This is a genomic window from Flavobacterium sp. MMLR14_040 (assembly GCF_033657265.1).
Taxonomy (GTDB): Bacteria; Bacteroidota; Bacteroidia; order Flavobacteriales; family Flavobacteriaceae; genus Flavobacterium.
The window spans coordinates 1-21,562 of record NZ_JAWVWO010000014.1 but is presented as its reverse complement, the minus strand read 5'-3'; the positions used below and the strand labels follow the sequence as shown (position 1 = coordinate 21,562).

20 protein-coding genes and 1 tRNA gene are annotated in these 21,562 nt (G+C 35.0%); 13 read left to right on the top strand and 8 right to left on the bottom strand.

Features of this window, described 5'->3' with window-relative positions; genetic code table 11:
• Window position 1 precedes the first annotated feature (1 nt).
• The 5 genes from SD960_RS17170 to SD960_RS17150 all read left to right on the top strand — a co-directional run bounded on the left by SD960_RS17170 (window position 2) and on the right by SD960_RS17150 (window position 10,754).
• On the top strand, window positions 2-1,603 hold the full coding sequence (locus SD960_RS17170; RefSeq protein ID WP_318804981.1) for a RagB/SusD family nutrient uptake outer membrane protein: 1,602 nt from the start codon (window positions 2-4) through the stop codon (window positions 1,601-1,603).
• Window positions 1,603-3,240: a glycoside hydrolase gene (locus SD960_RS17165; protein WP_318804980.1), complete on the top strand. Its 1,638-nt coding sequence runs from the start codon at window positions 1,603-1,605 to the stop codon at window positions 3,238-3,240. Before SD960_RS17170 ends, SD960_RS17165 begins: the two co-directional genes overlap by 1 nt.
• 362 nt (window positions 3,241-3,602) lie before the next feature.
• On the top strand, window positions 3,603-6,026 hold the full coding sequence (locus tag SD960_RS17160; protein WP_318804979.1) for a sugar-binding domain-containing protein: 2,424 nt from the start codon (window positions 3,603-3,605) through the stop codon (window positions 6,024-6,026).
• Window positions 6,027-7,446: 1,420 nt separating this feature from the next.
• The gene (locus SD960_RS17155) at window positions 7,447-8,817 is read left to right on the top strand and encodes a glycoside hydrolase family 27 protein (protein WP_318804978.1); all 1,371 of its coding nucleotides are present in this window, start codon (window positions 7,447-7,449) and stop codon (window positions 8,815-8,817) included.
• Window positions 8,817-10,754: a family 43 glycosylhydrolase gene (locus tag SD960_RS17150; protein WP_318804977.1), complete on the top strand. Its 1,938-nt coding sequence runs from the start codon at window positions 8,817-8,819 to the stop codon at window positions 10,752-10,754. The genes SD960_RS17155 and SD960_RS17150 overlap by 1 nt, the downstream gene beginning before the upstream one ends.
• 80 nt (window positions 10,755-10,834) lie before the next feature.
• Here SD960_RS17150 and SD960_RS17145 read toward each other — a convergent pair whose 3' ends face one another.
• Window positions 10,835-11,428, bottom strand: a complete 594-nt coding sequence (locus SD960_RS17145; RefSeq protein ID WP_318804976.1) for a hypothetical protein — start codon at window positions 11,426-11,428, stop codon at window positions 10,835-10,837.
• Between the two features lie 274 nt (window positions 11,429-11,702).
• On the opposite strand from SD960_RS17145, the gene SD960_RS17140 reads away from it, so the two are divergent.
• Window positions 11,703-12,080 carry a nuclear transport factor 2 family protein gene (locus SD960_RS17140; protein ID WP_318804975.1) on the top strand — a complete coding sequence of 126 codons (378 nt, stop codon included), beginning with the start codon at window positions 11,703-11,705 and terminating at the stop codon, window positions 12,078-12,080.
• A 121-nt stretch (window positions 12,081-12,201) separates the two neighbouring features.
• Here SD960_RS17140 and SD960_RS17135 read toward each other — a convergent pair whose 3' ends face one another.
• The 7 genes from SD960_RS17135 to SD960_RS17105 all read right to left on the bottom strand — a co-directional run bounded on the left by SD960_RS17135 (window position 12,202) and on the right by SD960_RS17105 (window position 16,818).
• Complete coding sequence (locus tag SD960_RS17135; protein WP_318804974.1) at window positions 12,202-12,768, bottom strand: DUF417 family protein; 567 nt, start codon at window positions 12,766-12,768, stop codon at window positions 12,202-12,204.
• 84 nt (window positions 12,769-12,852) lie between these two features.
• Window positions 12,853-13,704, bottom strand: a complete 852-nt coding sequence (locus SD960_RS17130; RefSeq protein ID WP_318804973.1) for an AraC family transcriptional regulator — start codon at window positions 13,702-13,704, stop codon at window positions 12,853-12,855.
• A gap of 370 nt (window positions 13,705-14,074) precedes the next feature.
• Window positions 14,075-14,158: transfer RNA gene (locus tag SD960_RS17125), tRNA-Tyr, on the bottom strand.
• A gap of 185 nt (window positions 14,159-14,343) precedes the next feature.
• Window positions 14,344-14,709 (bottom strand): TlpA family protein disulfide reductase, encoded by a 366-nt coding sequence (locus tag SD960_RS23715; protein ID WP_082036966.1) that lies wholly within the window; start codon window positions 14,707-14,709, stop codon window positions 14,344-14,346.
• 39 nt (window positions 14,710-14,748) lie between these two features.
• Window positions 14,749-15,510, bottom strand: a complete 762-nt coding sequence (locus SD960_RS17115) for a DUF4369 domain-containing protein (RefSeq protein WP_042565396.1) — start codon at window positions 15,508-15,510, stop codon at window positions 14,749-14,751.
• 259 nt (window positions 15,511-15,769) lie between these two features.
• Entirely contained in the window at window positions 15,770-16,210 is a 441-nt protein-coding gene (locus SD960_RS17110; RefSeq protein ID WP_115845979.1) for a KTSC domain-containing protein, read from the bottom strand.
• Window positions 16,211-16,566: 356 nt separating this feature from the next.
• Window positions 16,567-16,818, bottom strand: coding sequence for a hypothetical protein (locus SD960_RS17105; RefSeq protein ID WP_318804971.1), 252 nt, complete (start codon window positions 16,816-16,818; stop codon window positions 16,567-16,569).
• An 86-nt stretch (window positions 16,819-16,904) separates the two neighbouring features.
• Between SD960_RS17105 and SD960_RS17100 the strand changes: the two genes are divergently transcribed.
• The 7 genes from SD960_RS17100 to SD960_RS17070 all read left to right on the top strand — a co-directional run.
• Complete coding sequence (locus tag SD960_RS17100; protein WP_318804970.1) at window positions 16,905-17,447, top strand: hypothetical protein; 543 nt, start codon at window positions 16,905-16,907, stop codon at window positions 17,445-17,447.
• Window positions 17,447-17,593: a hypothetical protein gene (locus tag SD960_RS17095; protein ID WP_089069566.1), complete on the top strand. Its 147-nt coding sequence runs from the start codon at window positions 17,447-17,449 to the stop codon at window positions 17,591-17,593. Before SD960_RS17100 ends, SD960_RS17095 begins: the two co-directional genes overlap by 1 nt.
• A 93-nt stretch (window positions 17,594-17,686) precedes the next feature.
• Window positions 17,687-17,917, top strand: coding sequence for a hypothetical protein (locus SD960_RS17090; protein WP_318804969.1), 231 nt, complete (start codon window positions 17,687-17,689; stop codon window positions 17,915-17,917).
• Window positions 17,907-18,284 carry a YchJ family protein gene (locus SD960_RS17085; protein ID WP_318804968.1) on the top strand — a complete coding sequence of 126 codons (378 nt, stop codon included), beginning with the start codon at window positions 17,907-17,909 and terminating at the stop codon, window positions 18,282-18,284. The genes SD960_RS17090 and SD960_RS17085 overlap by 11 nt, the downstream gene beginning before the upstream one ends.
• Before the next feature lie 106 nt (window positions 18,285-18,390).
• A complete protein-coding gene (locus SD960_RS17080) occupies window positions 18,391-19,509 on the top strand; it encodes a vWA domain-containing protein (protein WP_042565401.1) in 1,119 nt (372 codons plus the stop codon).
• Between the two features lie 153 nt (window positions 19,510-19,662).
• Window positions 19,663-21,126 (top strand): AAA family ATPase, encoded by a 1,464-nt coding sequence (locus tag SD960_RS17075; RefSeq protein WP_318804967.1) that lies wholly within the window; start codon window positions 19,663-19,665, stop codon window positions 21,124-21,126.
• 125 nt (window positions 21,127-21,251) lie between these two features.
• Window positions 21,252-21,562: transposase (locus SD960_RS17070; protein WP_413230383.1), on the top strand; the 311-nt coding region annotated here is incomplete at its 3' end.

Here is a 21,562-nt window from a genome sequence, read left to right as displayed (position 1 = left end):
CATGAAAAAAATAATTTTATCAATAATAGCTTTAGCTGCAGTTGCAGTTTCCTGCTCTGATTTTATTGAAAAAGACGAAAGAGGAAAGCAAACCCTGGAAAACTACTTTCAAACAGCACAGGAATGTGAAAATTATACCAACGAATTAACACGCAGGTTGTTAGTGACCAATGACTGGTGGGTTTTGGTTGCACCGAGAGTTACCAACGAAATGGCAACAGATGATGCCTGGATGGGTAATACAGGTCAGGACAACAGTGCACACAGACCAAGTTCTCAATACATTATTTCGCCGGATAATATGGGAGATATGAACAGTAGTTATACAGCGCATTTCTATACCATTCAGTCGGCAAATATTGGTTTGGAAAAAATGGCTGAAGCACCAATTACTGAGTTACAGAAGAATCAATATATGGGAGAATCTCTATTTGTTCGTGCCTATTGTTATTATGAACTGGTAAACCTTTTTGGAGGAGTTCCACTTTATACAACATCATTAGGAACCGGAGATTTAAAATTAGAGCGCAGTTCTGCTGCAGAAGTGTATGCTCAGATTGAAGCGGATCTTAAAGAGTCTGCTGCTAAACTGGAAACTATTCCGGTAAACAGAAACGGAAGAATAAACAAATGGGCTGCTTATGCTTTATTGGCGCGCGTTTCTTTATTTCAGGAAAAATGGGCAGAGGCCAAACAATATTCAAACAAAGTAATAACAGAAGGTCCTTTTGCATTAGAAGCTGATTTCCTGAACATTTGGAGTGTAAACAATCACAATGGTGTAGAATCTATTTTAGAAGCACAATCTTCTGATGTACAGAATAAAACTTTAGGTTCTGCATTGCCAACATTGGCAGGTGCCAGAGGTGAAGACAAGAAAAACTTCCCAAGCAATGATGCTGCAGATGTTTTGGATGGCTGGGGATGGTGTATGCCAACCAGTGATTTAGAAAATGCTTATCTTTCTGAAAATGATGTAATTCGTCGCAGAAGTACTATTACAAAATGGGGAGAAGCCGCTTATGGAGATGAGGTTTTAAATCCAACGCATAAATTCAGTTTAAATGACAATAAATCAGGGCGTATCTGTCGTAAATATTATATTCCGATAGCAACACGTCGTGCTTTAGATAATAAAGACGGGCATTTGCCTTTGAATGTTCCATTGATTCGTCTGGCAGAAATGTATCTGACAAGAGCAGAGGCAAATTACCATACAGGAGGAGATGCATTGGCAGATATCAATATCATCAGAGCACGTGTAAAATTAGATCCAAAAACAGGTTTATCTGGTCCGACACTACTGAACCAAATTTACAAAGAGCGTCGTTTAGAATTGGCTTTTGAAGGATTGCGTTTGTATGATATCCGTCGTGAAAAAGACCCAACTACCGGAAAACCGGTTATCGAATCTTTGATGGGACCAAACGGAACTTTTGTTCAATACAATTTAAATTCTACAGACCCGTACGAAACTACCAATTTGAGAGAACCTCAGGATAAAGGAATCAATTTTAATCCTGCCAAAAATTTATTGTGGCCAATACCTCAAATGGAAATTGATTTAAGTGGAGGATTAATCAAACAAAACCCAGGTTACTAATGAAATTTATAAATAACAAAAAAGTAAGTCTGTTATGTGCAGGCTTGCTTTTCGCTAACTTTTTTATGATTAGTTGCGATTCTGAAAAATCAGATGATTCAGTTACTGAAAACACCATTGCAGAATTAAGTGTAAATCTGGATATGAATCTCCAAACCATGGAAAGTTTTGGTGCCTCTGATGCCTGGCAATGTAATTTCATTGGAAAAAACTGGCCTTCTGATAAAAGAAACAAAATGGCCGATTTGCTTTTCAGCAGAGAATTAGATGCTGACGGAAATCCAAAAGGAATTGGACTATCACTTTGGCGTTTTAATCTTGGATCAGGAAGTACAGAACAAGGCGATGCCAGCGATATTTCAGATGAATGGCGACGTACAGAATGTTTTACAACAGATGGAGTTTCGTATGATATGAGCAAACAAGCCGGACAGGTTTGGTTTATGAAAGCTGCAAAAGAACGTGGAGTGGATAAATTATTGGCTTTTACCAACAGTGCACCGGTTTATTTAACTCAAAACGGAAAAGCACATGCCACCATAAAAGAATTTTATAATTTGCAAGATGGAAAAATGCCGGAGTTGGCTGATTTCTGGGTTACTGCATTAGATAAATTAAAAACAGAACAAGGTTTAACAATCGATTATGTGAGCCCGTTTAATGAGCCGCAGTACGAGTGGGATGGAACGGCACAAGAAGGATCTCCTGCTACCAATGCTAACATCTACAGTTTTGTAAATATATTATCTCCTAAATTGCAGTCAAAAGGGCTTACGGCTCAAATTGTTGTGGGAGAAGCAGGTGCTTACGAATCTTTATATAAAACCGTTTCAGGCAAAGAAAGCAGATCCAACCAGATTGATTATTTCTTTGCAGCAAATTCTGCTAAAAAAATAACAGGATTATCTAACGTAAAGAAAACCATTTCCGGACACAGTTACTGGCAGGCCTGGCCTTTAAACGAACTGGTTTCTTCAAGACAACAAGCAGCTTCAAGAATTCAGTCAGTTGGTGCAGTTAGTTTATGGTCTTCAGAATATTGTGTTTTAGAAAGTCCCGGAACATCAGAATTGTCAGGAGGCGGAGGTCCGGGAAGAGATTTAGGAATTCAGCTGGCACTTTGGACAGCCCGTATTATCAGTACTGATATTGCTGTTGGAAATGTTACTTCCTGGCAATGGTGGACAGCAATTAGTCGTGGCGATTACAAAGACGGATTAATTCATGTGGATGACAATGCAAGCAACGGCGCGGGAGATTCAAATTACTGCAAAAACGATGGATACATTAGAGATTCCAAAACACTTTGGGCTTTAGGAAACTTCTCTTTCTTCGTAAAACCTGGAATGGTTAGAGTTCAGATTCCTAGTGTAGATAATGCCACTTCCGTGAATGATGTAATGGTAACGGCATATAAAGATGTGGCCACAAAGAAATTGGTTGTTGTTGCGGTTAACATTAGCAAATCGGCGAAAGCCTACAAATTAAATCTTACAGGAGGAGCTTTAACAGATAATAAATTTACGCCATACACAACTTCTGAAACGTTAAGTTTGAAAAAAGGTACTGCTGTAGATGTTTCTAATTTTGAAATTCCGGCCAAGTCAGTTGTGACTTATGTGGGAACGTATAAATAATTAAGGTTCAGAGGTTCAAAGTCGCAAAGGTTCAAAGGTTTTAGAATCGATGCGCAAATTTTTGTCAAAGTTTTAAACTTTTACAAAGATAAATAACCACAATGTTTGTCATTGGGTTTAAATAATCAATAGATTGCATAAAACTTTGAGGGGAAAGTGATTAATCGTAAAGGATGCCATCCCGAGTAACGAGGGATCTCCGCGAGAAGTTCTACAAAGATTAGCAAACCCGATAGGTTTTAAAACCTATCGGGTTTATATAAAGACTTAAAGAATAAAAGAAAACCTGAAACAAAGAAATAATAAATTAATTAGAAAGCTTAGAACCTTAGAATCTTAGCTACTTAGCAACTTAGAAAAAAATGTTTACAAAAAAGATCTTATTACCTGTTTTACTCTTTTCGTTTGTCTCGGCGTTCAGCCAGATTTCGTTTGGAGATTCGAAAAAAATCAATGACAACTGGAAATTCAATCTTCAGGATATTTCAGATGCAAAAAACACCACTTTTGACGACAGCAAATGGCAGTCGGTAAATGTACCTCACGACTGGAGCGTAAAAGGACAGCTAAGCCCAACACTGGCAAGTTGTACAGGTTATTTGCCGGGCGGAATTGCATGGTACAGAAAATCAATCAATATTCCGCAGAGCAAAGCCGGAGAAAAAGTGTATTTGTATTTTGAAGGGGTTTACAACAGAAGCGAAGTTTTTATCAACGGACATTCGCTAGGAAAACGTCCAAATGGATATATTTCTTTTGCTTATGATGCCACTCAGTTCGTAAAATACGGAGGAGAAAACACGATTTCAGTTCGTGTAGACCACAGTCAAAGTGCTGATTCCAGATGGTATACAGGTTCTGGAATTTACAGAGATGTCTGGGTAGTTTACGCAAATCCGGTTCATATTGCACAATGGGGCGTTTATGCGTATCCTGAAGTGACAAAAGGAAACGGAACTTTGAATGTTGAGGTTGAGGTAGAGAATGGATCTTCTGCAAAATCAAATTTAACTGTGGTGAACGAATTGATTTCAAAAGATGGAAAATCTGTTGCAAAAGCTTCTAATAAGATTGAAGTTGCGGCCAATCAAAGCGGTAAAATAGCATCTAAACTAAATGTCACAAATCCACAATTGTGGGACATCAATAATCCAAATTTATATCAGCTTAAAACAACTGTCCTAAAAGATGGAAAACAAATCGATCAAACGGTTACAAAAACTGGTTTTAGAACGTTCACTTTCGATCCAAATAATGGTTTTGCCCTAAATGGAAACTGGATGAAAATGAAAGGCGTTTGCTTGCATCACGATGCCGGAGTTTTAGGTTCTGCAGTACCTCGTGAAGTTTGGGAAACCAGATTGAAAACATTAAAAGAAATTGGCGTAAATGCCATTCGTACAAGTCATAATCCACAAGCACCTGTTTTTTATGAATTGTGTGATGAATTAGGTTTACTAGTATTGAACGAAGCGTATGACGAATGGGAATTCCCAAAACGTAAATGGTTAGAAGGCTGGAATTACGGAACACCGGGATTCGAGGGTTCGTTTGACATTTTTGCAGATTATGGAGAAAAAGATCTGGAAGATTTTGTGCGTCGTGACAGAAATCATCTTTCGGTTTTTGCGTGGAGTATTGGTAACGAGGTAGATTATCCAAATGATCCTTATTCGCACCCAGTTTTAGACAAAGGAAAAGACGGTTTTGGACAAGCTGCCTATGGAGGTTATAAAAAAGATGCACCAGATGCCATGCGTCTTGGAGTAATTGCAAAACGCTTGGTTGCAGCCGTAAAAAAATATGACAAATCCCGTCCAACAACGGCTGGTTTAGCTGGTGTTGCGATGTCTAACGAAACAGAATATCCGGGAGCTTTGGATATTACAGGATATAATTATACAGAAAGTAAATATAAATCGGATCACGAAAAATATCCAAACAGAGTTATTTTCGGAAGCGAGAATGTGCATGATATGGAGCCTTGGCTTGCCGTAAAAAACAACAAACATATTTTTGGACAATTCCTTTGGACCGGTATTGATTATTTAGGAGAATCAGGAAGATGGCCTTCAAGAGGATTTTACTCTGGTTTGGTTGATTTTGCAGGAATTATCAAACCGAGAGGGTATTTCCGTCAGTCATTATGGTCTGATAAACCAATGGCTTACATCGGAACTTATCCTTTAAAAAATGAAAAAGATATTTCGAAAGATGCATGGGCAATCTGGAATTACACTCCGGGTGAAAAAATTCGCGTTGTGTGCTATACAAATGCTGCAAAAGCTCGTCTAGAGTTAAACGGAAAAGTGGTTGGCGAAGCAAAAGCATATGATGAAAAAACAGGAATTATTTATTGGGATATTCCTTTTGCTGCCGGAAAATTAGAAACAGTTGGTCTAAACAAAGACGACAAGGAAGTAAGCAGATACGCTATTAATTCGACACAACAACCTGTTGAATTAACAATTGCTGATACCAATTTTACAATTGCAAAAGACAAAGGTGTAGCTAAAATTATGGTGCAGCTAAAAGATCAAAACGGTTTTCCGGTAATGCTTTCTGATAATGAAGTTACCTGCACAATTACTGGTCCGGGAACTTTATTAGGCCTTGAAGCAGGAAACAACAGCGACATGACAGATTATACAGATAATGTACAGCGCGTATATCACGGTCATATTGCAGCTTATGTTCAGGCAACGGGAGAATCGTCTCAGCCGATAAAAGTTACATTTACAAGTCAATGGTTAAAGCCGGTTGAGGTTAGTGTGAATGTGAAGTAATAAGGAAAAAGTTAGAAGCAAGAAGTTAGAAGTAAGATTAGCAATACAGATAAAATCATTTTTAATCATTTAATCTAAAGACAAAGTACTTCGTCAAAGAGACCTGACAGGTTTTTAAAACCTGTCAGGTCTATAAAAGAATGCTAGTTCCATCGGAACAACATGTTTATAGAAAAATTAGAATCGATATGAAAGAACCCCATCGGGGTGAAATATTGAGATCGTTTTATATATCGCTCCGCTGGAGCTTTATCCGAGACCGATTATTTATTTGCTATAAATATGTTGCTCCTCCGGAGCTTAATTAAAAATGCAGATAAAATCCTTTTTAATCAGTTAATCAGTGGTTAAAAAAAAAGACAAAGTATGTCGTCAAAGAGACCTGACAGGTTTTTAAAACCTGTCAGGTCTATAAAAGAGTGCTAGTTCCAGCGGAACGATATGTTTATAGCAAATAACCCGATTGAAACGAAAGAACCCCATCGGGGTGAAATCTTGAGATTGTTTTACATATCGCTCCGCTGGAGCTTTATCCGCGACCGATTATTATTTGCTATAAATATGTTGCTCTTCCGGAGCTTAATTAAAAATGCAGATAAAATCATTTTTAATCAGTTAATCAGTGGCTAAAAAAATAAAGTATGTCAAAGAATGCTAGTTCCAGCGGAACGATATGTTTATTGCAAATTAGAAATCGATACAAAAGAACCCCATCGGGGTGAAATATTGAGATCGTTTTATATATCGCTCCGATGGAGCTTTATCCGCGACCGATTATTATTTGCTATAAATATGTTGCTCCTCTGGAGCTTGATTAAAAATGCAGATAAAATCATTTTTAATCAGTTAATCAGTGGCTAAAAAAATAATAAAGTATGTCATAGAATGCTAGTTCCAGCGGAACAACATGTTTATAGCAAATAACCCGATTGAAACGAAAGAAAACCATCAGGGTAAAATCTTAGGATCGTTTACATATCGCTCCGCTGGAGCTTTATCCGCGACGGGTTATTTATTTGCTATAAATATGTTGCTCCTCCAGAGCTTAATTAAAAATGCAGATAAAATCCTTTTTAATCAGTTAATCTGTAGCTAAAAAAAATAATAAAGTATATCAAAGAATGCTAGTTCCAGCGGAACGACATGTTTATAGCAAATAACCCGATTGAAACGAAAGAACCCCATCGGGGTGAAATCTTGAGATTGTTTTACATGTCGCTCCGCTGGAGCTTTATCCGTGACCGGTTATTATTTGCTATAAATATGTTGCTCTTCCGGAGCTAATTAGCACAAATTAGTAGTTCGTTTTTAAATTACCAATTAACCTGTCAGCGTTTTGGTTAGCAGACGGGTTAATTGTATTTAATGACGAAAAGTTTAGTATATTCGAAGTGTATTATTAACACTTATTAAAATCATAATGAAAATAAAAAATATAGTTCCGTTGATTTTGGGGTTGGTTTTCGTATCGTTTTCTTCTACTGCCCAGACTAAAGTTTTTAAAAAAGGGGAATTCAAACAATGGGCTCAAACGCCGCCGATGGGTTGGAATAGCTGGGATTGTTATGGCCCGACTGTAGAAGAACACGAAGTAAAAGCCAATGCCGATTATATGGCAAAAAACTTGAAAAAATTCGGTTGGGAATATATCGTGGTTGATATCAGATGGTTTGTTGAAAATGATAAGGCAGGAGGATATAACCAAACAGATCCACGATATGTAATCGATCAATACGGAAGATATTTGCCAGCTGTAAATCGCTTTCCATCAGCAAAAGATGGGCAAGGATTTAAGCCTTTAGCAGATTATATTCATAAGAAAGGATTAAAATTCGGAATCCATATTATGCGCGGAATTCCGAAAAAAGCGGTGGAAGACAAAATGCCAGTTAAAGGCGCAAACGGAATCACGGCAGATCAAATTTATACTACAGCCTTGCAGTGTGAGTGGCTAAAAGACAATTATACAATTGTTGCAGACAAGCCGGGAGCACAGGAATATTATGATTCTATATTTGAACTGTATGCAAGCTGGGGAGTTGATTTTATCAAAATTGATGATTTGTCAAGACCGTATCACGAAGGTGAAATTAACCTGATTAGAAACGCGATCGACAAATGCGGACGCAAAATCGTATTGAGTACTTCGCCAGGTGAAACCCCTATAACTGCAGCTCCTCACGTAAAAGAACATGCCAATATGTGGCGCATGGTTGATGATGTTTGGGACACGTGGCCTCATATTACACATCTAATGAAAGTAAGCGAGCAATGGTACCCACATATTGCACCGGGAACATGGCCAGACTGCGATATGATTCCGTTAGGACGCATTTCTGTTAGGGGAGAACGTGGCGAAGACCGAATGACACGCTTAACAAAAGACGAGCAATATACCTTAATTACTTTCTTCAATATTTTTAAATCGCCATTGTTTTTTGGTGGAGATTTACCAAGTAACGATACTTTTACTTTATCCTTATTAACCAACGAAGAAGTTGTGAAAATGCACAATGAAAGTACTGATGTAAACCAGCTTTTCCAAAAAGACGGAAAAATTGCGGTGACTTCAAAAAATCCTAAAGACGGAAGTATTTATCTGGCTTTGTTTAATATCTCCGATAAAGCTTCGGAAACTATTTCGGTAAATTTTACTGATTTAGGAATTTCAGGAAATATAGAAGCTTTGAATATTTGGACTGGTGAGAAATCAAAAGTGGCTTCAACAGCAATTTCAGCAGAATTAAAACCTCACAGTTCGGTTTTGTATCAATTAAAAGAAAAAAAATAATGAAGAAAACACATTTTAGTATTGTATTATTTTTATTGCTCTTTACTTTTTCACAAGCACAAAACAACAATACAAAAGGAACTCCACCCGTAATTGCAGAAAAGGATTTAACGGCTTATTTGTTTGTTTACTTCACTGGAAATAAAGTTGAAGATGAGGCTGTTCGATATGCCATTAGCGCAGATGGTTATCATTATTATCATTTAAATAATAATAAACCAGTCATAGACAGCAAAATAATCAGTTCAACTGGCGGCGTTCGGGATCCGCATATTTTGCGCGGAGACGATGGCAAAACTTTTTATATGGTTTTGACAGATATGACGTCTTCAAAAGGCTGGGACAGCAATCGTGCCATGGTCTTGTTAAAAAGCACAGATCTTGTAAATTGGAAAAGCAGTATTGTAAATATTCAAACTACTTTTCCGGGAAATGAAAATTTAAAAAGAGTTTGGGCGCCACAGACAATTTACGATGCAAAAACAGGAAAGTATTTAATTTACTTTAGTTTACAATATGCAGGAGGCCCCGATAAAATTTATTACGCTTATGCCAATAAAGATTTTACAGGTTTAGAAGGTCCTCCAAAATTATTATTTGTTCCAAAATCGGAGAGAGCTTGTATCGACGGTGATATTATTGAAAAAGACGGAATTTACCATCTTTTTTATAAAACAGAAACTGAAAAAGCAGGAATTAAAGTAGCCACAACAAAGGATCTGACTTCTGGAAATTGGACAGAAAATGACAATTATCTGCAACAAACAAAGGATGGTGTCGAAGGTTCCAGCGTCTTCAAAATAAATAATTCAGATGATTATATCCTGATGTATGATGTTTACACCAAAGGAAGATATCAGTTTACGAAAAGTAAGGATTTGGAGAACTTCACTGTTATTGATAATGATATTTCAATGGATTTTAATCCGCGTCACGGAACTATTTTACCTATCACACGTTCTGAATTGAAGAAACTGATTGCAAAATGGGGAATCCCGGATAAATTCCCAAAAATAAATAATAACCCTGTTTTAGAAGGGTATTACGCTGATCCGGAAATCTTATATTCTAACAAAACAAAAAAATACTATATCTACCCAACAAGCGATGGTTTTGATGGATGGTCGGGAAATTATTTCAAGACTTTCTCTTCAGATAATTTGATTGACTGGAAAGACGAAGGGATTATTGTAGATCTCAGAAAAGATGTGACATGGGCCAACAGAAATGCCTGGGCGCCTTGTATTGTTGAGAAAAAGGTCAAGGGAAAATACAAATATTTTTATTATTTCACGGCGGCTCAAAAAATTGGTGTAGCCTCTTCGGATAATCCAACAGGGCCTTTTACAGACAGCGGAAAAGCTTTGATCAATAAAAGACCCGATGGAGTAAAGGGCGGTCAGGAAATTGATCCGGATGTATTTACAGATCCGAAAACAGGAAAAACTTATTTGTATTGGGGGAATGGTTATATGGCTGTAGCCGAATTAAATGCTGATATGCTTTCGATTAAAGAGGGAAGTACAAAATTAATTCAGGTTGATAAAACTTTCAGAGAAGGAACTTATATCATTTTCAGAAATGGAACCTACTATTTTTTATGGAGTGAAGATGATACAAGAAGTCCAAATTATAAAGTTAGATACGGAACGTCAAAATCGCCTTTAGGGCCAATTGAAATTCCGGTAAATAATATTGTAATTCTGGGAATTCCGGATCAGGGAATCTATGCTACGGGTCATAATTCGGTTTTACAAATTCCGAACAAAGACGAATGGTACATTACGTATCACCGTTTTTCTTATCCAACAGGAATAAAAATGGGAGATGCCGGTGGTTTTCACCGTGAAGTTTGTATCGATAAACTAGAGTTTAATCCTGATGGAAGCATCAAACAGGTAATTCCAACACATAGTGGGATTGATGCAATAAAATAATATAGATTTTTAGTTTTTAAAAAGCCGTTTCTTTATATAGAAACGGTTTTTTGAATTCTGGAAATGCGGGCAAACGTAATTTATAAGTTCTTTAAATGTAATAAATCTAAAACTTTTGGTGAAACTTCCAAATCAGATCGGAACTTTAAAATACCCTTTATGAAATGTCTTTTTAATTCTTTTCCATTGCGTATTGAAAAGGGAGTTTTAAATATAATAGCTTTATAAATTATTGTATTCGTAGAGCTATCCAAATAATATACACAAATGTCGTTAGCTACATCTTCACCCTCTGATAAAACTACATCATAATTTTTTAGGTCGGGATTTGGGTATAAAGACTCAAAAGTTAGGGATTCAATAATTGTTTCATTTTTATAATGATGTAAACCATTTTGATCCACTATTACTTTGGTAATTTTGTTATTTCGGGTAATAATTATATCCTTTAATACGAAATATACCAAAAAAGAAAGAAGCACTACGGATAGTATTACAGAAGAAATTTTAAATTCAGCAGATAATTTTCCAGATTCAATAATGATTATCTCTAAATTAATTATTCCTAAAATTGTACTCACAAAAAGAAATACTCCTATAGCCTTTGCTATAAAAGTTATTTTTTTTGATTTTAATGATTCTATTTTTGAAAATTCATTATTCTGAAAATCCATTTTGTTAGAAGTTAGAAATTAAAACATTACAATTACCGGAGTAAATTTAGGAAAGATAAAATTTATTATTCAGATTTTTGGTGCTGTTGTAGAAATTTAAAAGAAATCATATCGTTCTACTCCTCATATTGCTTCTTATGAAAAGCAAGAGAAGACCACTAAGAAGAAACGGCTTACTTTCTTTCATGCCTTAATTAAATCTATGTTAAAAATGTTCCTGCCTTTTAATATTAATTTGAACTTTGTATAACTGTTTAATTAATAAAAGAGGATTATGGAAACGCAAATTATTGAACTGGAAAAAAAATATTGGCAGGGAATGGAAAATCACGACTATGAAACGGTAAAAAAACTGACTCGTTTTCCTTGTATAATCGCCGGCAAAAATGGAGTGCATAGGGTAGATGAAGCTAATTTTAAAAAGATGTTTGATTCAGGAGATGGTGATAAAATAAAAGTATTGAATTTTTCTGATGTCAAAACACAATTAGTTGCTGAAAATACCGCTGTAATAGCGTACTTGATAGAATTGGCAATAACGGATGATGAACAAAAAGAACCTGCGAAATGTGCCTGCACTTCTACCTGGATAAAAGAAAATAACAATTGGACTTGTCTATTGCATACCGAAGCCGAATTATCTCAGCAGTAATTATAATTCTAAATTATTAATAGAAACAAATTATTGCTGTTACGTGTTTTGCATGGATAATAAGATCCTAAAAAAGCCCTGAGATTACTCATAATTTCAGGGCTTTCTTAGGTTGTTAATATTAATTATTTTTTCTTTGGAGATAAAGTGTTGCTGACTGGCTCATTGTAATCAGGGATGCTCCAAGAATAACAACATCCTTAAGAACCAATCGCCCACGTCCGGATAAATAAGGAACACCATATTGATGATCTGTCAAATGCGGCACCCAACTTTCGGGTGTTGTAACTAAAAATGAAAGTGTACCAATGGTGAGGATAAATACCAGTATACTTCCTATCATACTTGCCAAAGGAGCCCAATTATGAATAGCCACCAAAAAAGCAATACCAATTAGTAAAATTCCTAAACCATTTGCAAAACCATAAGTATTGTTTTGAATATTCCACTGGTGATTTTCAGCAATTAATTCACCTTCCTTATTGCTGTATTTTTTATATTCAGATGGATTATCATAAAAAAAAGACATAAAAGGACTGTTTGCTACAAAAGGCACTATACCGTCAGCTTCATAAGTAAAAAATTTAAGTCCGCCAATCCATAAAAAAACAATTACGATACTAGCACGTACTGCATTTTTTCCAAGGCTATCAAGATTTGCTATTGTGTTTAAAAGAGAATTTTTCATTGTTTTGATTTTTAAGTTTTTGTTATCATTAACAATGCAAAGTTATCTCCTCGATGAGAGTTAAGGAATGGATAAAAAATGCTATTACTTAGACAAATCTGCCACAATAGAGATGCCGGTTGTTTTCCTGAAGGTTTGAGGAGAGACTTTGGTCATTTTTTTAAATACACGACTAAAATAATATTCATCCTGAAATTGTAAGGCATAAGCAATTTCCTTGATACTTAATCGGGTGAGATGAAGTTGTTTTTTTGCTTCCAAAATTAATCTTTCCTGAATCATTTGAGTAGGCGTTTTATTGAAACGCTTGCTGCATTGTTTCGTCAAATTATTTGCTGTGATAGAAAGTAAGGAGGCATAATCACTTGCTTTATGCAGTGTTAAGAAATTTTCTTCTAATAGTGCTTTAAACTGTTCCATTTTTTCATCTTTTTGGAAATTTTGTCTTTCACTGGTTATTTTCAAACTGCTGGATTTGGCAAGTAAAAGCTGAAGATAAGCTCGTAAGACAATTTCTGACGGAGTTTGCTGTTTAATCTCATCAATAATCTGATCGACTAACTGGCAATATAATTGATGCTGCTCAACAGTTAATTTTATAGAAGGCTCAACATAAATATTGTTAAACAATAAACCATTGCACGCAACCTCTTTTCTATGGTATTCAATACAATAAAAGTCGCCGTGAAATTGTAATGTGGTGTAGGTTAACGGTGTAATTTCCTTAATAGATATGGATTGTTGAGGTGTTGAAAACAATATCGCAGGAGCCTTAAATGGAAAAGAGGCAAAATCAGCCTGATAAATTCCTTCTCCTTTGCTTATTAGCAAAACAGTATACTCGCTAAATTGTACAGGTATATCTAAAAATGAATTATTTTCAGATTTTTCTATACCTAAAAGTAAAGTTTTATTTTCTGAAAATACTTTGTTCATGTTGTAGTAGAGTTGGATTATATAGGATTGTAAATTTAGAGAATGAATTCTTCTTATTCAATATTATTTAGAGTATAATTATTCAACTATAAAATATTGATGTTCATCTGATCTGTAATATAATTATTAAGATTAGAGAGTATATTTACAACTTTGTGTGGGTATAAATAAAAAGACTCTAGCTATTAAGAAATTCTGCCTGGAAATCCCCAACTTTTGCACCTGATCCAAATTTTACGCACCTTTAAAAAAAATGAAAAGTGTCTTAAAAGCAAAAAACCTGCGAATCCTAGGATTTGCAGGTTTTACCACGTTTTTTATGGGTTTTTGAAAAGATTGAAAAAGCTGCCTTTTTATTTCTTTACCCTTTTGGTGGGGAGAGCAGGATTCGAACCTGCGAAGTTCACACAGCAGATTTACAGTCTGCCCTCGTTGGCCGCTTGAGTATCTCCCCGATCTCAGCATTGATGCGCTTTGTTGTTCTAAGCGGTTGCAAATATAGGAACGTTTTTCATGTTTACAAACAAAAAACGAACTTAATTTTAAGTTATTTTGAAAGTATTTTTTAATTCATTGGAATTGAATAAAATAAAAAAATCTCCACTAGGGAGATTTTTTAATATTTTTTAAAAAGTAGGATTATTTTGCTAATAGTTCTACGATTTTTGCTTTCAATTCTGGGCCTCTTAAGTCCTGAGCAACCACTTTTCCTGACGCATCAAGGATAAAAGTTGCCGGAATAGATTGAACTCCGTATTGAGCTGCAATTGGTTCATCCCAAAATTTAAGGTTTGAAACATGTGTCCATGTTAAGCCATCTTTTGCGATAGCTTCTGTCCATTTGCTCTTTTCTTTATCTAACGAAACACCAATAATATTTAAGCCTTTAGAATGTAATTCTTTGTAAATGGCTACAACATTTGGATTTTCTTTTCTGCATGGTCCGCACCATGAAGCCCAAAAGTCAACAATTGTAACTTTTCCTAAGCTTTCTTTAAGCGAAATTACTTTCCCTTCAGGATTTGGTGCAGAAAAATCTGATCTTCATTTAGCGTCACCAACAGGAGGAGCTGTTGCACCAACTGCAGGCATTTTTGCTTGACCAAGTTTTGTTTTAATTTCTTTACCAGGAGCTGTATTTTTCAAAGACTCATCTAAAGAGTTGTATAAAGCTTCTGCTTTTTTAACATCTGTAGAAGGATCTCCTAACATACCTTGAATAATCAATGCAGAAATATAAGATTTTGGGTGACCTTCAGCGTAAGCTAAATATTTCTTTTTAGAATCTGCCTGAACTTCAGTTTGAATTTTCATGTATTGTTTCATCAAACCGTTGATAGTTGCTGTATCTTGAGCTTGTTGAGCAGCCTGCATTTTTTGAGTGTTGTTTTTTTGAAAATCAACTAATGCTTTTTGAGTTTTAGTAAGCTCTTCGTTGAATTTTACGTACTCATCATTATTGTAAGTTCCAGAAATTTTAGATTTGTGGATGCTGTCTTTATCGATTGCAATTTTAATTTCTCCTGTTTCTAAGATAAAAGGAATTGGCCCGTTTGCACCTTGAAGAATTAAAGTATGAAATGCTGGTTCAGTTACTTTTCCTTTAATTTCAAATTTTCCATTTTCTACTTTTACTGTATCAAGAGCTAATGGCATTTTAGTTGTTGGGTCCTGACCTTGAAGAATGATCGTTTTTCCGTTTTCAATTCCAGTTGCAGTTCCTGTAATTAGGTATTCTCCGTCTTTAACTTTGCTGCAAGAAATTATCGCTACAGAAGCGGTAAGTAAAAAAAGTATTTTTTTCATTATAAAAAATTAATTAGTTAATTGATTTGTGCAACAAAAGTATCTAAAAATATAAAACTTAAAGAATTTTGTAACCTAAAATTTTGTTATAGTTTTTTCATGCTTAATTCTCATGTTTTCAGTATGTTTACTGACTAAATTTGACTTAAAACTTTTAATTATATTATTATTTGGAAATAAAACATACAATTTTCTGATTTTTAAGCATAAAAAAAGCATCCTGTTGTCAGAATGCTTTTATAAATATTTGGGTATAAATCTATTCCTGATTTGTTTTCTTTCTCCAGGTAAAAGAGTTTAAAATGTGTCTTTTTGCGAATCTTCCAGGAGAATCAGCGTTTACCATTTTCACGTAAGTTGCTTTAGGAACACTAATGTATTCGTAAACACTTCCGTTAGAAAAATCGATAATTAAACGACCGTCAACAAATTTATAATCAGTAATTGAACAAGTTGAAATCGTTTCAGTATACTCAGGTAAATTTGCTTTAATTGTCTCAGGATTAATACTAACCAAAAAGTGGTAAGCCTCAATAATTGCTTTACTTTTCTCTTCTGCAGCTTTTAAACCAGCATCATCACCTTGAAATTTATCCGGATGAGATTCTTTCATCGCATTACGATAAATGGTTTTTAAATCTTTTAACTCTGCAGTTTTATCAACGTTTAGTAACTTGCGGTATTCAACTATTTTTTTCATAAATAAAAGGTAACTTATTGTCTATTAGATTGAAATGAGTGTTTTTTACTTCAAAACGACAAATTTTTTGCAAAGGTACACTTTTTTTTAACTTTTTACTTTTGAAGGAAAAAATATTGTAAAAAATTAAGAGTTAAGGGGTAAGAGTTTGATGTTAAACCGAAAGCAAGGTGATTTTTACCGCAAACCAACGCAAAGTTTTAATATACTTTGCTTATAAAACTTATTCCCAAGCCTTGGGACGCAAAGCTTAGTGTTATATACTTTTGCGAACTTTGCGAAACCTTTGTGGACTTTGCGGTTAAATTCTCATTTCAAAACCTGAAACCTGAAACAAAGAAAACCTGAAACAAAAATTACTTATTTTCCGGCTTATGATTAGCCTTGTCAAAGTTTTTAGATTTCTTTGGATATTTATCATAACTGATGTCGCTTGGATTTTCGATAACCGATTTAATGGTAATCCAGTCGCCAATATTAAAATTCGAATGAGCAATTTTGTAATCTAAAAGATATTCACCACAAAAATAATTGTTGTTTTCATCTTTTTCGATGATACCGGTGTAAACTCCTTTTTGAGGCATTTTTTCTTGTGAATCTTTAGACATGACTTTTAAATTTAAATTTGAAGATGCAAAGTTAATGATTTATTGTTTGATTTAGGGAGTTCGCAACAATCTCAGTATATTTGCATATGCAAAAAAACTTTAAACCACATCCTAATTCGTTTAAAAATACCTTTTGTGTTTTTTACGAAGTACTTGCAGATGAAATTGAAGGATTAAAAAAACAGTTCGAAAGCAAAGCTGGAAGCATCTATTATTATACTGAAGCGGGAATGTATCGCGTTTCCAATCATTGGGGAAGATTGGCCAACAGCAAATGGCGCTTAATTGCAATGGAACCCGAAACGCCATCAAAAACTAAAATAGGTTTTGCGGCATGGAGCGAATTTCATCCTGATAATGCCGAAGAAAAACTGTATTATATTGATGCTGATTTTGATAAAAATACCGTGACCTATCAGCATAAAAACAATCCGGATTATGATAAAAAAGCAATATTAAGAACGAGCTTCGAAACAACAAAACGCATCAAACAAATCCGAAATTTGCAGCAATTAACGTCATGGGCAAAACATTTTGATTACGATGATATTGCCGACTTACGAAAGCAAATCATAACCAAATTGATTTACACCGAGAGAACTTTAGAAGAAATTAAAAGAGAAATATAATGGGACGCAACAACGAAAGGAATATCAAAAAACACAACGACAAATTGCACAAAGCCCAAAATAAAGTAAAACAGGCTGAAATTGCACGTAAAGAAAAATTAAAAGAAATAATCAAAAAGTTCAACGAAGATAAAGCACAAGAATAAATAAGTTTCAGGTTTTCTTTGTTTCAAGTTTCAAGTTGTATAACGCACGTAACCTGAAACTTGAAACATGAAACAATTATAACAACAAAGTATATGAGTAAATTCGAAGATTTAAAAGTAAGAGTGCAGGAAATCATTGATTTGATAGCTGCAAAACAAGAGAGAGAAGCCAATAATAAATTGCTTGAAGTAAGTGATGATTTAGACGAAATGCTGGATCACGCTGAAGAAGATGAAGATTTGAGAGAAATCAGCCGTTATCAGGTTTTATTGAATCAGTTGCACGTAAAAATTAACGGCGAAGAACAGGTTGATGGAGAATAAATGTTTTTGCGATACAGGTTTATTGTTTAAAGATTGCTGCGGATTGTATCTGGAAAACAATCAAAAAGCACCGACAGCTTTATCATTAATGCGTTCAAGATATTCGGCGTATGCGACTCATAATGCTGATTATCTATTGGAAACTACCTATATTTCTGAAAGAAAATATTATTCGAAAGCCGAAATTTTGAAATGGGCAACGAGCAATAAATGGCAAAAATTAGAGATTTTGAGTTTTTCTGAGAATACCGTTGAGTTCAAAGCTTATTTTTTGGATGCAAATAATAAGCCTCAGACGCATTATGAATTTTCGACTTTTAAATTCGAAAACAAGGCTTGGTTTTACCTTGACGGAAAGTTTGAATAATTAGTATACTTCTGCTCAATTTCGGTTCATTTTCTGCAAATATTTTAACTAAAAATTAATAAACGTTTCTTTTTTCGTAATTCTAAAATAGTGTAATTTTAGAATTATGAAAAACGAATTTAAAAAAGGTTTTTATTTTAAGACGTACGAAGCCCCATTTCAGTCTCCGTTTGAAAAACTTTTTGGCATTTTCAAAGAGCTAATCACCCATACTTCGGGCGATTTTGATGAAGCTATAGACTGGCTTCGCGAGTTGGATAAAGAATATAAACTGACCGACGAAAACTACACAATCGATGATTTTATCGAAGATTTAAAAAAGAAAGGTTACATAAAAGACGAGGTTAAGGAAGATGGAACAGGCGGTTTTGGAATCACTGCTAAAACAGAACGCGCCATAAGACAACAAGCCTTAGATCAGATTTTCGGAAATTTAAAACGATCAGGAACCGGAAATCACAAAACCAAGCATGCCGGAAATGGCGACGAACATACAGGAGAATTCCGCGAATTTAATTTTGGCGATGGTTTAGAACGCATTTCGTTGACTGAAAGTTTGAGAAATGCACAAGTCAATAATGGTGTTGAAAGTTTCATGCTAACCGAAAATGATTTGGTTGTAGAAGAAACGCAATACAAAGCCCAAATGAGTACGGTTTTGATGATCGACATCAGTCACAGTATGATTTTGTATGGTGAAGACCGAATTACGCCTGCAAAAAAAGTAGCGATGGCTTTGGCTGAATTAATCACAACACGTTATCCAAAAGATACGCTTGATATTTTGGTTTTTGGAAACGATGCGTGGACGATTCCCATAAAAGATTTGCCGTATTTGCAAGTTGGTCCGTATCACACAAATACCGTTGCAGGATTACAATTGGCGATGGATATTTTGCGAAGAAAGCGAAATACCAACAAGCAAATTTTCATGATTACCGACGGAAAGCCAAGCTGCGTGCGCGAACGCGATGGTTCTTATTATATGAATAGTAACGGTCTTGACGAATATATTGTAGATAAATGCTACACGCAGGCACAACAAGCCAGAAAACTCCATATACCGATTACGACTTTTATGATTGCAAACGATCCGTATTTACAGCGTTTTGTGAATCATTTTACAGAAGCCAATCAGGGAAAAGCATTTTATACCGGATTAAAAGGTTTGGGAGAAATGATTTTTGAAGATTATGAAACGAATAGGAAGAAGAGAGTTCGTTAGTTAGGTTCAAAGTTGCAGAGGTTCAAAGGGACAAAGGTTTTATATTGGCAACGCATATCGTAGAGGCGCACAGCATTGCGTCTCCCGCAAAGTAATGACACAATCTTTTGGTCATTAAAACAAATAAAACAACAAAACAGATATTTCATAAAGATGAAAATAGAAAACATAAATACATTAGGTCAATTAAAAGCCGCAGGATATAAAACAATAAGTATTAAAGACGAATTGCGAAATAATCTGCGTGAGAAGATAAAATCCGGGGCTCCTGTTTTTGAGGGTGTTCACGGTTTTGAAAATACTGTAATTCCAGAACTGGAGCGTGCTATTTTATCTCGTCATAATATCAATTTACTAGGACTTCGCGGTCAGGCAAAAACGCGTTTGGCTCGCAAAATGGTCGAATTGTTAGATGAATATATCCCGTTTGTTTCTGGTTCTGAGATTAATGACGATCCATTGAATCCGATTTCTCGATTTTCAAAAGATTTAATTGCAGAAAAAGGAGATGAAACGCCAATTTCATGGCTGCACAGAAGCGAACGTTTTTTCGAAAAACTTGCAACGCCGGATGTTACCGTTGCCGATTTAATTGGAGATGTTGACCCGATAAAAGCTGCCAATTTAAAATTATCTTATGCAGATGATCGCGTAATTCACTTCGGAATGATTCCGAGAGCGAACCGTTGCATTTTTGTAATCAACGAGTTACCAGATTTACAAGCCAGAATTCAGGTAGCATTATTTAATATTTTACAGGAAGGCGATATTCAAATTAGAGGTTTTAAGTTAAGAATGCCGCTTGATATGCAGTTTATTTTCACAGCTAATCCCGAAGATTATACCAATCGTGGAAGTATTGTAACGCCTTTAAAAGATAGAATTGGATCTCAAATTCTAACGCATTATCCTGAAAGTGTTGCGATTGCAAGAACGATTACAGAACAGGAATCAAAATTAGATCAAAACCAAAGCGACATTGTTTATGTGCCAGGATTAGCAAGAGACATTTTAGAGCAAATAAGTTTTGAAGCCCGTGAAAGCGAATATATCGACAATAAAAGCGGTGTAAGTGCCAGAATGAGTATTACGGCTTTCGAAAACTTAATGAGTACAGCAGAACGCCGTGCTTTAAAAGCCGGAGTTGATAAAACAAATTTACGTTTGTCTGATTTTATCGGAATTATTCCTGCCATTACCGGAAAAGTAGAATTGGTTTACGAAGGAGAGCAGGAGGGAGCAGCCTACGTGGCGCAAAGTTTAATTGGTTCTGCAATTCGAACATTATTCCCGACACTTTTACCAAAAATTGAAAAGCTCGAAAAACCGGGAGAGAAAACGCCATATTCTGATTTGATCGAATGGTTTTTTGCCGAAAGTGGTTTCGAATTATTAGATGATGCTTCGGATGCTGAATATCAGGGAATTTTGGATGAAGTAACTCCGTTAAATATTTTGGTGAAAAAATACCAGCCAGAATTAGATAAAGAAGATATTTATTTCTTCAAAGAATTTATTTTATGGGGATTGGTTGAATATAAAAAATTAAGCAAAGACCGTTTTGCACAAGGACATCAGTTTAAGGATATGTACGGAAGTTATATTAGTAAATTGTAAATTAAAAATTAAAATTAAATTTTCGTCTTAGACATCAAACCCGACAGGTTTTTAAAACCTGTCGGGTTTTTATTTATTCTGTCTTGTCCTGAAAAAAGTTGACTATAATTAAGTTAATTATGTCAATGTCAAGAGAAGAATTAAAAGATGTAGTGCCTGTAAAAATTTACAGCGAGGCATTCAAAAAACAAGTTGTAAAAGAATTCGAGCAGGGATTATTATGTAAAGCTGATCTTCGTCGGCGTTATCAAATTAGAAGTCATAGTTGTATTGATAGTTGGTTAAGAAAATATGGTAAATTTACATATTTGGAGAAACTAACCCGTGGAAGACCTATGAAAGATCCTCAATCTCAACGTATCAAAGAGCTAGAAGCTCAATTAGCCAAGAAAGAACAAGAACTATTGGTTTTTAAAAAGATAATTGAAATAGCCGA